At 46.3% G+C, this 16038-nt stretch carries 12 protein-coding genes and 1 pseudogene; 7 read left to right on the forward strand and 6 right to left on the reverse strand.

Translation table 11 applies throughout. The annotated features are described in order from the left end of the window. The first annotated feature begins 264 nt into the window (after positions 1–264). On the forward strand, positions 265–3495 hold the full coding sequence (locus ACKFKF_RS22720; protein ID WP_446869794.1) for an ATP-binding protein: 3231 nt from the start codon (positions 265–267) through the stop codon (positions 3493–3495). Positions 3496–3517: 22 nt separating this feature from the next. Here ACKFKF_RS22720 and ACKFKF_RS22725 read toward each other — a convergent pair whose 3' ends face one another. The 6 genes from ACKFKF_RS22725 to ACKFKF_RS22750 all read right to left on the reverse strand — a co-directional run bounded on the left by ACKFKF_RS22725 (position 3518) and on the right by ACKFKF_RS22750 (position 8724). Beyond that, complete coding sequence (locus tag ACKFKF_RS22725) at positions 3518–4255, reverse strand: YARHG domain-containing protein (RefSeq protein WP_446869795.1); 738 nt, start codon at positions 4253–4255, stop codon at positions 3518–3520. Positions 4256–4487: 232 nt separating this feature from the next. Next, positions 4488–4982, reverse strand: a complete 495-nt coding sequence (locus ACKFKF_RS22730) for a GNAT family N-acetyltransferase (protein ID WP_446869796.1) — start codon at positions 4980–4982, stop codon at positions 4488–4490. Positions 4983–5021: 39 nt separating this feature from the next. Next, positions 5022–5474, reverse strand: a complete 453-nt coding sequence (locus ACKFKF_RS22735) for a hypothetical protein (RefSeq protein ID WP_446869797.1) — start codon at positions 5472–5474, stop codon at positions 5022–5024. A 21-nt stretch (positions 5475–5495) separates the two neighbouring features. Further along, on the reverse strand, positions 5496–6182 hold the full coding sequence (locus ACKFKF_RS22740; RefSeq protein WP_446869798.1) for a glutathione S-transferase family protein: 687 nt from the start codon (positions 6180–6182) through the stop codon (positions 5496–5498). 571 nt (positions 6183–6753) lie between these two features. Next, positions 6754–7251, reverse strand: a complete 498-nt coding sequence (locus ACKFKF_RS22745) for a winged helix-turn-helix transcriptional regulator (RefSeq protein WP_446869799.1) — start codon at positions 7249–7251, stop codon at positions 6754–6756. A 555-nt stretch (positions 7252–7806) separates the two neighbouring features. Further along, the gene (locus ACKFKF_RS22750) at positions 7807–8724 is read right to left on the reverse strand and encodes a DUF2382 domain-containing protein (RefSeq protein ID WP_446869800.1); all 918 of its coding nucleotides are present in this window, start codon (positions 8722–8724) and stop codon (positions 7807–7809) included. A 262-nt stretch (positions 8725–8986) separates the two neighbouring features. On the opposite strand from ACKFKF_RS22750, the gene ACKFKF_RS22755 reads away from it, so the two are divergent. The 6 genes and pseudogenes from ACKFKF_RS22755 to ACKFKF_RS22780 all read left to right on the forward strand — a co-directional run. Then, positions 8987–9664, forward strand: a complete 678-nt coding sequence (locus tag ACKFKF_RS22755) for a hypothetical protein (RefSeq protein ID WP_446869801.1) — start codon at positions 8987–8989, stop codon at positions 9662–9664. A gap of 633 nt (positions 9665–10297) precedes the next feature. Then, positions 10298–13357, forward strand: a complete 3060-nt coding sequence (locus ACKFKF_RS22760) for an MFS transporter (RefSeq protein WP_446869802.1) — start codon at positions 10298–10300, stop codon at positions 13355–13357. Positions 13358–13441: 84 nt separating this feature from the next. Next, a complete protein-coding gene (locus ACKFKF_RS22765) occupies positions 13442–13912 on the forward strand; it encodes a CAAD domain-containing protein (protein WP_446869803.1) in 471 nt (156 codons plus the stop codon). Positions 13913–14316: 404 nt separating this feature from the next. Beyond that, positions 14317–15165 carry a YsnF/AvaK domain-containing protein gene (locus ACKFKF_RS22770; protein ID WP_446869804.1) on the forward strand — a complete coding sequence of 283 codons (849 nt, stop codon included), beginning with the start codon at positions 14317–14319 and terminating at the stop codon, positions 15163–15165. Positions 15166–15604: 439 nt separating this feature from the next. Next, positions 15605–15733, forward strand: coding sequence for a hypothetical protein (locus ACKFKF_RS22775; RefSeq protein ID WP_446869805.1), 129 nt, complete (start codon positions 15605–15607; stop codon positions 15731–15733). A 9-nt stretch (positions 15734–15742) separates the two neighbouring features. Continuing rightward, positions 15743–16038 (forward strand): annotated as a pseudogene (locus ACKFKF_RS22780) (arginine decarboxylase); the annotation flags it as partial.

The following is a 16038-nucleotide window of genomic DNA, read 5'->3' on the forward strand; positions in this document are numbered from 1 at the left end:
TACAAGACGTAGATCAATTTTACGATCTGCGATCAAGAAAAAAATAATTGCAACATGAAGAAACATTACCTTCAAGACGCTCTAACCTTGAGGTGAAGAATTAGCTTCAGCGATGGTATCGCCTAGATTTCGCTACTTTATCACCCAGATGCGTGAGTTTACTTGAAGCGCTCGTTACATTATGCTGAGAAAACTCATTAGGTTTAGGGATTTTTGGATTAGCACTGACTTCTAACGGTGCCGTTTAATACAAGGAGTTTGCAGATGCGCCTTCTCGCCGATCGCTTCTCAAAGCTTGCCCAAAGTATGCCGTTGCGCCGCATTCTGGTTGTGCCGTTTATTCTACAGATATCGTTAGCAGTGGGGCTAACTGGATGGTTATCCATTCGCAACGGACAACAGGCCGTCAATGAGGTTGCAGTACAGTTGCGAAGTGAGATTACGGCTCGAATTCAACAATACCTGCAAACCTATGTAGAAACTCCCCATCAGATTAATGAACTCAACGCAAATGCAGTTCGGTTGGGTGAAATTGATATTCAAAATCTGGCAGCCTTAGAACAACACCTCTGGTATCAGCTTGAGACCTTTGACACGGTGACCGCCGTCCAGCTTGGGTCAGAATCACGAGAACATGTGGCGGTTGAGCGAGATGACAACAATAACTTTCAAGTAAAAGTTGCCGGAAAATCGACCGACTATCAGATTCGCATCTATGCTGCCGATCGCCCTGGATATCGCACTAAACTCCTGAGAGCCAGACCTAACTATGATCCCCGGAATCGTCCCTGGTACAGTTCGGCCGTTAAGTCCAAAAAAGCAACCTGGGGCGGAATTTATCGACTGTTTGCCACACCTAAGTATGTGTTGAATGCGGGTTTGCCGATTTATAACAATCGCAACCAGCTAGTAGGGGTAGCTTCGGTAGATTTTTCGCTAACTGGAATTAGTCAATTTCTACAGAGTTTGAAGATTGGGCGATCGGGTGAAACCTTCATTCTCGAACGTCAGACAGGCTTGCTCGTCGGCAGTTCTGCAACTCAACGACCTTATGTTATTCAAAATCCAACCGCCCCGCTCAATCAGCAAAATCCAGTTCGTGTCAAAGCATTAGAAAGTAGCGATCGCTTAACCCGACAAACAACAGAGTACCTACAACAGCGCTTTGGCAACCTGTCTCAGATTACTCAAACCCAACAACTCGATTTTGAAGTTGGGGGACAACGGCAATTTCTCCAGGTTGTGCCGCTAAAAACGGTTCAGGGATTGGACTGGCTGATTATTGTTGTGGTTCCAGAAAGCGACTTCATGGATCAAATTCATGCTAACACTCGAACGACGATCGTGCTTTGTCTCGGTGCGTTTGGACTGGCGACAGCTTTGGGGATTTTGACGGCTCGCTGGATTGCCCAACCGATTTCTCGACTGGGAAGTGCTGCCAAAGCGATCGCGGCTGGACATCTAGATCAAACGGTTTCTGTCAGCAGCACAACTGAACTCAATGGATTAGCACAGTCATTCAATCAGATGGCCGAGCAGCTACGCGAATCTTTTTCAGCCCTGGCAAAAACCAACGAAGAATTAGAAAGCCGAGTCGAGCAGCGAACCACAGAACTTGGCGAAAAAAACACTCAGCTTCAACAAGAAATTCAAGAGCGTCGAAAAGCAGAAGCCGCCCTGAAAACCTCCGAAACAGAACTTCGATTAATGTTCGCCGCGATGAGTGATGTCGTAGTTGTCTTCGACTCAGAGGGTCGCTATCTGAAGTATATGCAGACGCAATCCGTTACGGATGAACCAGGTGTCGATCTCATTGGCAAAACCGTTCACGAAGTATTACCCGAATCGATCGCAAACCTAATCACTCATGCGATTCAGCAAGCCTTAAACCTCCGTCAGCAACCGCTCAACCCTGATGGCACTCGTAAGCATGTTTTTGTGGAATACTGCGCCTCGATCTCCCATCCCGAAACTTGGTTTTTGGCGAGTGTCTCACCATTGTCTGATGAAGCGGTGCTGTGGGTTGCCCGCGATATCAGCAAGCTCAAAAAAACCGAAGCGGCTCTCAAACAAGCCAAAGAATCCGCAGATGCCGCCAATCTGGCCAAAAGTCAGTTTCTCTCTAACATGAGCCACGAACTACGAACGCCACTCAACATCATTCTTGGCTTTACCCAACTGCTGTTACGAAGTCGATCGCTGAATCCCCAACAGCAAGACTATCTCGATACCATCAATCGCAGTGGTGAAGACCTTCTAACTCTAATCAACGATGTGTTAGAAATGTCCAAAATCGAAGCAGGGCGCATCACCCTCAATGAAACCGATTTTGACCTGTATGGGCTACTCGATCGACTTCAGCAAATGTTTGCCCTCAAAGCTCAATCTAGAGGCTTACAGCTAATTTTTGAGCGATCGCCGGATGTCCCTCACTACATTCACGCCGATGAAAGCAAACTGCGGCAAATTCTAGTTAACCTAATCGGCAACGCCATCAAGTTCACTCAGATCGGCAGCGTGACGGTACGAGTCAACTCTGACCAAACCCCTGACCCGATTCTGCGCTTTCGTGTTGAAGATACAGGTTGTGGCATCGCTGCGTCTGATCTCGATCGCCTCTTTGAGCCATTTGTACAAACTGAGGCAGGTTACAAGGCACAAGAAGGCACTGGACTTGGATTACCGATTAGCGATCGATTTGTGCGGCTAATGGGAGGCAATCTGAGCGTAGACAGCACACCCGAACAAGGCTCAACCTTTACTTTTGAGATTCGCATTCATACCGTCACCTGGGATGCTCTGCCTGCACCAATCCCCCGGCGGCAAGTAGTTGGACTAGACAAAAAACACTCCCCTTGTCGGATTCTAATTGTTGAAGACAAACTCGAAAATCGACGGTTTCTCCTTGAGTTGTTAGCTCCTGTTGGCTTTGAAGTGCAGGAAGCAATTAATGGACAAGCCGCGATCGACCTTTGGCAAAGTTGGTCACCTGACTTAATCTGGATGGATCTACGAATGCCCGTTCTCAATGGGTTTGAGGCAACTCGGCAGATCAAAGCAGCAGGCAACCAAGCACCTGTAATCATCGCTTTGACCGGAAGTGCTTTTGAAGAAGACCGCCTGACAGCGATGGCTTTGGGCTTTGACGACTTTGTGCGTAAACCTATTCAAACCACCACAGTTTTTGAAAAAATAGCTGAACATTTAGGCGTTCAATATCTCTATGCGGATGAACAGAACAACCAATCCTCTCCGTCTCATTCACTCACGGCTACTGACCTGGCAGAGATGTCGATCGAGTGGATCAATCAACTCCACCAGGCGGCCCTCTGCATTAATACCAAGCAAGTTCTTCAGTTAATTGAGCAAATTCCTGAACCACAGGATCACCTCATTCAAGCATTGACAGACCTCGCCAACCACTACTGTTTTGAAGAACTGATTGCATTAACTCAACCACCACACGATCGTTCTGACCTACTTCATCTCTCATAAAATTGGCATGGCGCTCCGAAGCCTACAACTTATTCCAGAAGCGATCGCGCAGAAACTCAAGATTGGACTGCTCAATCTCACTCAGCTTGGGTAATCCGTTTTGCTTGAATTGCTGAACTTGATAGAGGGGACGATACCAGGGTTGTTTTTCAAAGACTCGTTTTAGAAAATCATTGTAGTAAATAAGTCCTTTACGAGCATAGATCGAATGAAACATAACATAAAGCTGCGTAACATCGACCCCTTGAATATCAGCCTCAGTCACTTGTCGCTCAGATAACCAGGGATATTCATTTGCCTCAGTGACGTAATCCAACGAACCAAGCCTATATTGTTGAGCTTCTAGCAAATCATAAGGAGCAACAAAATCTTCACTGTAGGAGAAGCGAACATAGTTATCTCCGCCTCCGGTCATTTGCGTTTCTACACGGATGCCATCGCCCAGACAGCGAATATCACTGTACAGCCCTGTGTTGGCATTGTTGACCGACACCTTAATCTCAGTCGCAGGCTGATAGCTAAACAGAAAAGCAAACAACTTCTTAGCTGAAAAGTCTGGACGAAAGGTAACTTGCCGCACAACGCTACGCACAAAGGTAACTTGCAGGTTGCCATCCTGGGGAAAGTCAGGAATGACCTGCCGCACCGTGGCGATCGCAAAGTCAAGCACGATCGGCTCATTACTCATAATTGGCAGCGTTGGTAACCCAAAGTAAGGCACCATTTTCGCTAAAGTTTCATTGAAGATGTAACGTCCCATTTGTTTACCCAATTACAGGTTGTTTGGTAATTGCTAATTGTTCAAGTAGCGTTTGAAACTGCTTAAGAACGAACCATTAATTTCTCTGATCTTCAATGAGATACAGCATTCAACTTAGAAATTACTTAAGCCTGAAAGCGATTTGTGAATAGCCTCGATCGTAAAACGCAGCCTTTGCATAACGGTTGAGTAGCGCCCTACTTGCTTCAATGCTGGCTACTAATGCTGGCTACTACTGACTAATTTCCCATCTCCACAGATTTCCGACATCGGGATCAACCATCTCTGAGACTTGAGTCATTCCACACTTCGTTAAGACGCTTGTTGAGGCGTTAGATTCTGCCAATGTGTGAGCATAAACACAATCAACTGAACCTGACTCGAACGCTATGTTAATAAGCTGACGTGCTGCCGATGTTGCAATTCCTTTACCCTGATAACTTGGAGCAACAGAGTAGCCAATTTCAACCCTACGCTCACAGTCCGGCACTGACTTGAAGCCTCCAAATCCAACTAAAGTCTGGTCAGGACGAAAAAGAAACAGATAGGGTAGCCAAGGATGGCGAATTTGCGAAGTTTGGATCTGCTTCAGAATATACTGAAGTGCTCCTTCAAAAGGCATGTATCCATCGGCTACCAATAGTCCATAGGTCTTTGAGAAGGCATCTGTATTATCAATCAAACTTTCCAGATGTTGAACAGAGCAAGGAGTAATTTCTGCATTCATACTTTAGCCTAACAATGAACAATGGAGTGACCGAGCAAATCAGGCCGGTGAGAATGCCATTATGAGCATCATGAGCATTAAAACAGCAGAGCTAGTAATTCCCAGAGTGCGAGGCCAGTTGTAGCGGATCAACTCATCGATCACGATCGCCTGCTTGCCGCTGCTCTCTAGTTGACTATGGCGCGGTATCTCCAAGGCTACAGTCACAATCAACGAGACTAGCCCACATCCGACGTTAGCCAGAACAATCCACAGGGGAACCGACACAGGATGGAATAAAATCAGGGCAATGGGCAAGAGGAAGGAAGCAAACCCTGGAAGAATGACTGGAAGCGGGATTCTACTTGTGTAGAATAGGTGATAAGCAACATATTCCGCCGAGCCGACTCTAGCAAACAGAGGATAGATCACAAGTTGGACAAACCAAATCACACCAAGTACGTAGAAGGTAAGTAGAGTGCAAAACAATAGCAGCGAATGGGAGAAGTCCATATTTCCTCTGATCTTTCAAAGTTACTTAATAGAATGATTTGCCATCTGAGCTTGACGAGCCTGAGCAAACTGACCATATCGATCGACATAAAACTCTGAAGATTTAGCGATCGACCTCACGGTTTCACGGCTTGCAATCGCTTTCCACCATTGCTTTAAGCGGTCAAGTCCGGGCGGCAATTGCACGTTTCGGTAATGTTCCAGCACTGCCCATTGCTCAAACAAAGGGTAATAGGTCAAATCAACTAAGCTGATCGCTTTACCCAACCAGTAAGGGCCCTCTGCCGACATCTTTTGTAGTCCTTCCTGCTCAACGAACTGCAAGTGCTCGATCAACTCTTTTACGATCGTGGCAGACTGTTGATCGGAGCCATATAACAACTTTCCAGATGCAGCAAACAACCGGGTATCAGCAAAATCAATCCAAATTCGCGCCTGAGAACGTTGAATAGGTTCTTTAGGTAACAACGGAGGTTCTGAAAAAGTTTCATCCAGGTATTCATTAATGATGGTTGATTCCCACACTCGCTGATCGCCATGCTTAAGTACAGGCACCTTGCCGTAAGGAGAAATCTCTTTGAAGTTAGCAGGTTTGTTTTGCAGGTCGATTTCAATCAACTGATAAGGAATGCCTTTTTCTAGCAAAGTTAAGCGCGATCGATGGGCAAAAGGACAAAGCGCAGCACTATAAATTTCGATGGCGGACATAGAAACTCCTATCTATAATCTACTCAACAACTAAAATTGATCTTATTAATAGCAACGGGCGTAGCTGTTTCCAGAAACCTGGCACCTGTCCATTACTAGTACTGTTTCAGCATACAGAGTTGCAGGTGGGATGTCAGTCGGAAAAGATCGGCTCTAGGAGTTAAGACTATTTCCATGAGAAAAGTCACCAACTCCAGCAAAGTTGGATACTTAGATTCTTCAGAGATGCTTTAAGGGATCAGGTTGGATTCCAAGAGAGGTCTATACGGGAGCATCCTAATTGTGCAAAATCTCGGATTGCCCTCCTCACGAAGTGGGGCGAGAGCTTTGCCAGCCCGTCTCCCCAGGGAGAAGGAGTCAGATCTCTTGTTTCCGCTCCTGGGGGAGAGGGTGAGGGCAGAAAGACTGTGCTACACAATTGGGATGCTCCCGGTCTATACGAACTAAACGTTGAGAGTTCCACTATCTCTCGTAGCCGTCTCCCGGTAGTCGCTAGAGTGCTCTGTTACCGAAGGTGCCTGCGGAGCGAATAGCAGGAGGGCATCTATGATTCGTGCAGGAAATCTTTTTGTTAGTTCTCAATTCCCTTTTTAGAGGCTTTTCTGCCCTTCAAAACCTGTGACTTGACAACCTCGTGGGCTTGTTTGTAGATTTGGAAGTCAGAAGGCTTTTCGGACTCAGGAATACTTCGGATAATGTAGTGAAACGCATGAAAGACAGAGTTTAGCCCAGCGATCGCATCTTCTGGAGGAATGGGGCTTTTAATAAAGTTTCGATCTAGCTTGATTGTGTAGTTTAATTCACCTAAATTTGCCAGGTTTTCTAGTTTGTTTTCGTAGACAAGACGAGCAACTTTTGTCATGTCAGCCCCAATCACCTGAGCAATTCTTTTTGCTGTTTCTTCGTCTGGCCCGCTACGCTTAAGACAGATCCAACCTAGCCCAGCCCGCGAAATGTTGACCCGCCTGGAAAGCTCACTCATGTTGGTTTGTGGGTTTTCCTGAAGGTACTGCAAAATGAGCCGTCCGAACGCCGAACAGTCTTCAGGACGTAGTTTTAAGAGATTCATATTAAATTCTGAACCAAGATGTTAACGTTAGAAAGAGATAAAAGGAAACAAGATAAAAGAAACCGAATTTTGCTTTAGTAGGCTTGTTCTACTTAACCTTAAAACCGCTATTTGGTCTCACGATCGCTTCAACTTCAGCCTTTGTGTCAAGGTTCTAATGACTACTCGTTCACATCTGCTGAACTTTGTGTAGAAGCTTGCATGAGCCGCAACTAGAGCTTCTCTTGTGTGAGTTCTTTTCATGCGATCGACGCTAAATAAATTTCAAGTTTTAGACAATCAGTAGATTTCAGATAAACATTTTTAGTCAGTTACTAGCCATCAGACTCTCTCCGGTTTCCTTAAAAAGGGAGGAACCCGGATTCAAGCTAACGTCAGGGATTGAGAGACCTGAGATGCAGTACTCCACAACTTCAAACAATCGAGATGTAACGACCTAGAAACAACGCTACTTCGCAATCTGCTGATGGTTTTACAAAGGCAGACAGAGCCAATAAATAGCCCTGCCCGCAACGGTTCTGAGTGTCAAGGATTACTTAACTAGTATGAGAGCGGCTACTTCGATCGCTTTCCAGAACGTGAGTCGGTTCCTTTATCCACAACTGGACGGCCTTGAGTATTCACATCCAGTTCTTCTCGACGAAGCTGTTCTTCTGCTTGAACAGTCTGCTGATCAACTTCTTTTCTGACTCGCACTTCTTCCCGCACAAACGCTTCTTTGTGAATATCGGGCGTTTCTTCATAGACTTCAACTCGTGCAACTTCACCTTCAGCAAATGCATCCGCATCCGGGGCAACCGTCGTGCCAGCGTTGACAGGAGTTGTGCGCTCAATAACAACACGCTCTTTTTCAACAGGGACAGAGACTCGTGCAGTTTCGGTTTCGACGCGCTTTCCAATAGCAACTTCACCTGTTTTTTGGCGAGTTTTGTTGGCAATCAATCGCTCTTCATACAGCTTAAGGCTTTCGTGGTTTTGCTCGTTCAAGTTGTACAAGTTAGCATCCTGATCATAGTTGTAGGTGTTGCGATCGTAAGCAGCAGGAGCAGCAACAGCCGGGGCAGCATCCAACGGAGCAGACGCATCTAAAGGAGCAGACGCATCCAACGGAGCAGCCATCATAGGACGATACACACCTCTAACTTGCTCTTCCTGGTCGTAATCGACTGTGGCACCTTCTTGATACTCTGGAAGTGCTTCGACTTGAGCGCGAGTTAGTCCATTGACATAGACGCAGTGCTTTTTGTTGTCGATTTGGGCACGACCGATCGGAAGTAGGACGTTTTTACCGAAGATCCAGTTACCCGTGTGAACGACCAGATAGCGGAATCTACCATTTTCATCTACTAACAAATCTTTGACAGAGCCAACCTTATCATCTCCAGAGTAGAGGTCATACTCCAGAATGTATTTTTGCTCTTCAAAATGACTGCGATAGTCAGGGTCAAAATCTTTGATTCTATGAAGTGCCATTGTTTTTTACCTAAAGTGTTTGAACTACTTTTACTTAAAATTAGACTTCAAAAAAACTGGTCTCCTCCCTCTTAAGTCAGACTTACTCTCTTGGGTCTAATCACTTCAAACACACTCGAATTATTGCTCAGGTTATTGGTTGGTTAAGAACTTTAAACTTACCCACCAACTATCTCTCAAGATTGGTGTTGCTTCCTGAGCAGGTTTCTACAGTTCAAGTAGTCAATGTATTTTACTTTAAGTAGTACGGCTGGAGGAAAACATGACCTACTCTGATGATCCCGTAAGAAGGGCTAACGATGACCCAGCGATTCAACCGTCTGACGTTTATATTACGAATACGCCAGTAGCCGCCACAGCAGATTATCATGATCGCGTCCGATGGGGGCCAATCTTTTCGGGGCTGGTTATCGCCTTGAGTTCTCAGCTAGTCTTGAGTGCGTTAGGGGCAGCGATCGGCCTGTCTGGAATTGCGAATTCTGGGTCGCCTCGGTCTGATCTAGGAGGTGTGGGATCAGCGATCGGGATCTGGTCGATTATTAGTCTGCTAATCTCTCTGTTTATTGGGGGATGGGTAACAGCGCGAGCTTGTGGCCCGATGAGTCGTAAGTCTGCTTTGTTGAATGGGGCTATTCTCTGGGCGACGACTTTAGCGTTGAGTGCCTGGTTAGTAACCAGTGGCGTGTCAGGTGCCTTTGGGGTAGTAGCCTCAAACGCTGGAGAAGTTGTCAATCAGGTGCAGCAGAGCGGTGCGAGTATACCGAACAATGTACCTAGCGCGACGGCTGAACAAACAAGAAACGTTGCTGGAGATGTTGCTAGAGGGGGTTGGTCGTTTGCGATTGGTTCTTTATTAGGATTGATTGCGTCGTTGCTGGGTGCTTCGATCGGTACGCGCCGTCCAGAGACAACTCAAACCACTGTGAGAGCGACTCGATAAGGAGAATTTGAAGCTTGATATCCTTACTCTGGCATCGTCCAGAAGTAGCGCGGTCTGAGCATTGCTGAACCACGGGATGGATTGCCCTAATGCGAAGGGGAACTAAATGTTCAAAGTCCCCCATTTTTGGGGGATTTAGGGGGCGGAAAAGTTGACACTTCCCACAGATTCATCCCTTCAATCAGCAACGCCGCGCGGTCTGCAACTTCTTCAGGTTCCTCTTTAAGGGGAGTTGGGGAGATTACTCCACTAAACCGCCTCACGTTGAGATCTCCATAGTGTTCCTGATTTCCTCTGATTTCCTATGTCAGCAACAATAAATGACTCAGTTAACAGTTCAGCTAACAATAAGGCTTCTGTAATTGGGCGAATCAGCCAGAAAAGCCTCAGTGCATAGGATGCGGGTTTTGTTGAACGACTCGCATTTTGTTTCTCTAGGTCTACTCCCACAAAAGGAATTACCAAATGTAGCACCGCCCCCATCACAACCGAGACGCTACGAGATTGAACTTGGGAAATTTTTAATAGAAGTTTTCTAAGTTAGAGTGCAAGCGAACCGCAGTCAGACAAAATCAAAGGTTCTGAGGCGCGAACAGTAGCTCTAGTCAATAAAGTCAAAATGGGAAAAGTATCATGTTTCAGTTAACAAATTTAATAGTAGGACAAGTGCCTGTAGAAGAGACAGCCTTTGTTTTTTCTAGCCCTCAGTTTTTAGTCTCACTGCTGGCTGGAGTAATGATGGCGTTTGCGTTTCAGTTTCTATTGACCAATTTATCAGTTGCGATCGTAGCTACTCCAGGCACGCTACCCGATTCAGACGACGATGATTCAGATAGTCTGGGCACCTCTATTCGCAAAACGGAATCTAAGGTTGGGATTTGGGCCCTATTAACCGTAACGATCGCTCTATTTGCTGCCAGCTTTCTCGCTGTAAAACTGAGCTTAGTTGGAAGTAGTGCTCTAGGTGCGATCATTGGTGTTGTCATCTGGTCTACTTACTTCTCGCTGCTCGTATGGCTTGGTTCAGGTGCAGTTGGTTCCCTGGTTGGCTCTGTGGTTAACACGGCGGCTTCTGGTCTTCAGGGTATGATGGGGACTGCAACAGCGGCGATCGGGGCTAATGTTGCTAAAAGTCAGGCTGTCTCGACCGCCGAAGAAATTACGGCAGCAGTGCGTCGAGAACTAACTTCTGGAATTGACCCTGATAGCATTCAAAAAACGCTGCAAAGCTCTCTAAGTAACTTGCAGTTGCCCAAGTTAAATCTGGATGAAATTAGAGGTCAGTTTGAGCAGTTGTTGCAAGACTCTGATCTGAAAGATCTGGCGGATAGCGATCTCTTGAGGAACATTGATCGTCAATCATTTGTAAATCTGGTGAGCAGTCGTACGGATTTCTCAAAGCAAGATGTCGATCGCATTGCGGATCAATTAGAAAGGGCCTGGAAAACGGTAGTTAGTCCATCAGAAAACCCACAAGATTCTGTAGAGCAGTTGACCAACTTATTAAAGTCAGCCAAGCCTGAAGACCTGACCTCTGAAGCGATGACAAGCCAACTTAGTCAACTGGCTAAAACAGTGTCTACAGCAAATCCAGGAAGTAGCCTGACCAATCGGGCGCTACAGTTTGGGTTGAGTGCCCTGATCAGTCAAGTGATGCAGAATACTAACCTTTCTGATCTGGATGTTGAGAGAGTTTCAGGTCAGTTGCAAAAGCTGAAAGACACATTACAGGGGTCAGCAGGTAAGCTGGGCAACCAGGTCACTCAGACAGCGAATTCAAAGCCTTTTAGTGTCATTCAGGCTGACCTTGAAAGCTACTTGCTATCGTCTCCTCCGTGGCATCTCAACCGGGAAACCATCAAGCAAGAATTTAGGGATATCATCTTTGATCCGCAAGCTGATGCGGGTGCGATTCGTCGAGAATTGGAAGGCATCGATCGCAACACGTTTATTGAAATCCTCTCACGTCGAGAAGGGTTTACACCCGATCGCGTTCAAGACATTGCTGATCAACTAGAAGCCGTTCGGGTCGAAGTTTTCAGTTCTGTACAACAGGCTGAATCGGAAAACCAAGCGCAAGATCTTCGCAGTCGAGTTGAGAATTATCTAAAATCAACAGGCAAAGAAGAACTCAATCCAGAAGCGATCGAGCGTGAATTCAAACTCCTATTAGAAGACCCAGAAGCGGGCTTAGAGGCATTGGGCGATCGATTGGGACAGCTTGACCGCGACACGCTAGTAAAGCTACTGGGACAGCGCGAAGACATCAATTCTGAAGAGGCTAATCAGATTGTTGGTCAGCTTGAATCCACCCGCGATACTGTTCTCTCGCAGGCCAAAGAAGCCCAAGAGCGAGTGCAGTCTGAGGCGCAGGAACTTCGACGCAAAGTTGAAGAATATTTGCGGAATACCAACAAAGAAGAACTGAACCCAGAAGGCATTGAGCGAGATTTAAGAACCTTGTTTGATGATCCTCAAGCTGGACTCAGCGCCTTAAGGTCACGCCTCTCTCAGTTCGATCGTGACACCTTAGTTCAACTCCTTAGTCAACGTCAAGATCTGAGCGAAGAGCAAGTCAATCAAGTTTTGGATCAAGTTGAATCAGTTCGTACCAGCATTCTGCAAGCTCCGCAGAAACTAGCAGGCAAAGCAAAAGAGCAATACGAACAAACGACAACTGTGATTGCTGACTACTTGCGTAAGACGAACCTGAAAGAACTCGATCCAGACGGCATTCAACGCGACTTACAGACGCTGCTAAATGACCCAAAAGCAGGAACCGATGCCATTCGTTCTCGCCTGTCTCAGGTTGACCGTGAAACATTAGTTAAACTGCTCACCCAAGAAGGTAACTTGACGGAGGAGCAAGTAAACCAAGCGATCGACCAGGTGCAAACCGCCATTCGTGACACGATCAAAGCGCCGCGTCGGTTGGCAAAACGTGCCCAAAAACAAGCGGTAGACTTTGAAGCTAGTCTCGAAAGCTACTTGCGAAATACTCAAAAAGAAGAACTAAACCCGGACGGCATTAAACGAGATCTCCAACGGTTACTTCAAGATCCTCGCTCAGGGTTAAGCAGTGTAGGTGAGCGCCTGTCTCGCTTCGATCGTTCTACACTCGTTGCTTTGCTCTCTCAGCGCGAAGACATCAGTGAAGAAGAAGCAAACCGAATTGCGGATCAGGTTGAGTCAAACTTCAAAGCAGTGACGGAGCAGATTCAGAAAGTTCAACAAGCCTTTCAATCTACGATCGACACTGTATTTGGCAAGATTCGCAGCTATCTTGATTCTCTAGAGCGTCCGGAACTGAGCTATGAAGGCATTAAGCAAGATTTCAGCACTTTGTTTGATGACCCTCAAGCTGGATTTGAGGCCTTAAAATCGCGGCTAGGGGAGTTCGATCGCGATACGCTGGTTGCCGTCCTTAGCTCTCGTGAAGATATCTCCGAAGCGGATGCCAATCGCATTATCAATCAAATCGAATCAACGCGAGATAGTGTATTACATCGGGCTGAACGAATTCAACTAGAAGCCAAAAAACGCATCAAAGCGGTTCAGCGTGAAGCTAAAAAGCAAGCGATCGAAACTCAAAAAGTAGCGGCGACGGCGGCTTGGTGGCTATTTGGAACGGCTTTAACCTCTTTGGCAGCGTCTGCGATCGCGGGCTTCTTAGCGGTTCGGACACTGTTCTAATTCCAATATTGGGGGCGGAGTAGAATCTGCCCTCACTGTTGTCTAATTGTCCTAAATCAATTGTTTTAAATCAGGAGATTTCTCATGTCTACAAACACCGAAAACATTGTTGAAGTAAAAACTGAAATGACTATTATTGATATCCCTACTGGTGACTCTGTTTCATTCAAGAAGACAACTGTTGAGACTCCTTCTAAAGAATTGATAGAAGCCAAAACTTCAGAATTCCTGAGTGATCCGATCAATTACAGTGCTGAGTTCTTAAAACCCTACCTCCCAATTCTCAAAGCGGCCGGCTGGGTGCTGTTAGCAGTGATTGGTCTAAATCTACTCCTGACAGTGCTAGGCGGGATTCTCAGCGTTGCCACTAGCATTCCAATTCTTTCACCTTTGTTTGAGCTAGTTGGTATCATCTATGTAGGTTGGTTTGTTTACCACAACTTGCTCACTGCATCTCAACGGCAAGAGTTTTCTCAAAAGGTTGCCAAACTTAAGAAGGAGGTTATTGGCGAAGTAGGAGAAATCTTAGATGCTGATAAGAGCGAGATTTCTTGAAGTCTAACTAGATGCTGGCTAACGCTTTAGAAACTCTAACTCCATCAATATCAAATCGAATAGAACATTGAGCAGTTCTCAAGCAGGAATACTGATCTTTGTGGGTATCGATTTTCGCGTCTTGTACTCCTATGGATAGGTGTTCAAAACATCATCTTTTTGTAAATTAGCCTCAGCATTACTGCTTGGGAAGACAAGCGCAACACACTGTACTTAATTGGCTGGACTGACAAAGCATTTGACTACTTTATAGTGGATTGACAGTGGTTTGTTCCACAGGTTATTGCAACCAAGTTTTTTAACATCCACTCCTTGTAGTAGCTGTGGCGTTGAGTCTTTAGTTGGTGCTTCTGCTGATAGCTTTGTTTGAAATTTCAATCTCAAAACATTACTAGGACAACATCATGAGTGACTCTAAAAAAAATCTCAACGAACCAGATGCAAATCTCGATCCCATTACAGGAGAACCTGGTGCTCACCCTGTCGGAACTGGAATTGGTGCAGCAGGAGCTGGCTCAGTAGGCGCAGTGATCGGTGGTGTAGTTGGCGGCCCTGTTGGGGCAGTCGTTGGAGCCGCGATCGGAGCAGTCGGGGGCGGGCTATTTGGCAAAGGTGCGGCTGAAGCGATCGACCCCACTACAGAAGACGCACACTGGCGAACGAATCACACGTCTCGACCCTATGTTGAGGCAGACAAAACCTACGATGATTATGCACCTGCCTATAAAACTGGCTATGAAGCCTTCGATCGTCATGCCGAGACAGGCAAAACGTTTGAAGAGATCGAACCTGAGCTAAAGAGCGCCTATGAAACAAATTATGCTAACACTGGGCTAAGTTGGGACAAAGCAAAACACGCGGCTCAAGATGCTTACCTCAAGCTGTATGAAGAGCGTCTGATTGCAACTAAACATCGCGAAAAAACGGGCGAAGTCACCGTCGGAAAGCGGGTCGAAACTGAGACAGCACAAGTTTCTGTTCCGATTGAAAAAGAGCGCGTAGTTGTCGAGCGAACTGCTGCAACGGCACAAACGGCGGTTTCTCCGGGTGAGTATGCTTTCCAAGAAGGAGAAGTTGCGCGAGTACAGGTCTATGAAGAAACGCCCGACATTCATAAGGAGGCGTTTGTGCGTGAAGAAGTGCAGGTTAGAAAAGTCACTGAGCAAGAGACTGTTACTGCTGAAGAACAGCTTCGCCGAGAAGAACTAGATGTAGACACAGAAGGCCGTCCTGTTATGGAGAAAAACATCTAGTCAGTTAAAGCTCAATGTAAGCTCAATATAAGCTAAATAGATGGGTGGGGTCATGGCTCCACCTAATTTTTTATGTGGATTAAGGAGCCATTGTTGTTCAAAGCCAATTCTAAAGCACGAATACTTCTTTAGTGCGCGAAGGCACGCTTTGTTCTTGTAGCCCTGACTTTAGTCGGAAGGCATCTATTATGATTCGTGCAGGAAGTCTACTGGCTATAGCGATAGGACTGGTTTGACCTTTTTACAATTTTGAATCAGATACTCAAGCTGGCGTTGCTGAATCAGGGGATGAATTGCCCCAAAGCGGAGAGAAACCCAAGGTTCAAAGTCCCCCAATTTTGGGGGATTTAGGGGGCGAAAAGATGGACACTTCCCACAGATTCATCCCTCCAATCAGCAACGCCGAAATTCACCAAGTCGTATTTCAGCAGTCTAAGCAATGCAGCGTAAGAAGTGCCACTGCAACGTACCATTATGGTTGGTTAATGTGCAAAAGGTGTCTGCGTCCGGTGAATACGATCGCTACAAAACTGCTGCTAAACAAATGACCCTAACCGCAAATCAATGACGAATCCACATGGAATTTGACTTTCAAGAAACCACGCCTCTATTAGAGAGTCTGCAAAAGTGCGCTCGATCGTTCAACGCACCTTTCTACACGCCAGGTCACAAACGAGGACAAGGGTTTCCAGACCAATTGACCGACTTGTTGGGGACTCAAGTGGGACGATCGGATCTCCCAGAATTGCCCGAATTGGACAATCTATTTGCGCCTCAAGGAGCAATCTTGGTGGCTCAACAACTGGCAGCCAGAGCATTTGGAGCAGATGAAACCTGGTTTTTGGTCAATGGCTCGACCTGTGGTGTGATCGC

Source organism: Phormidesmis sp. 146-12 (genome assembly GCF_052939495.1).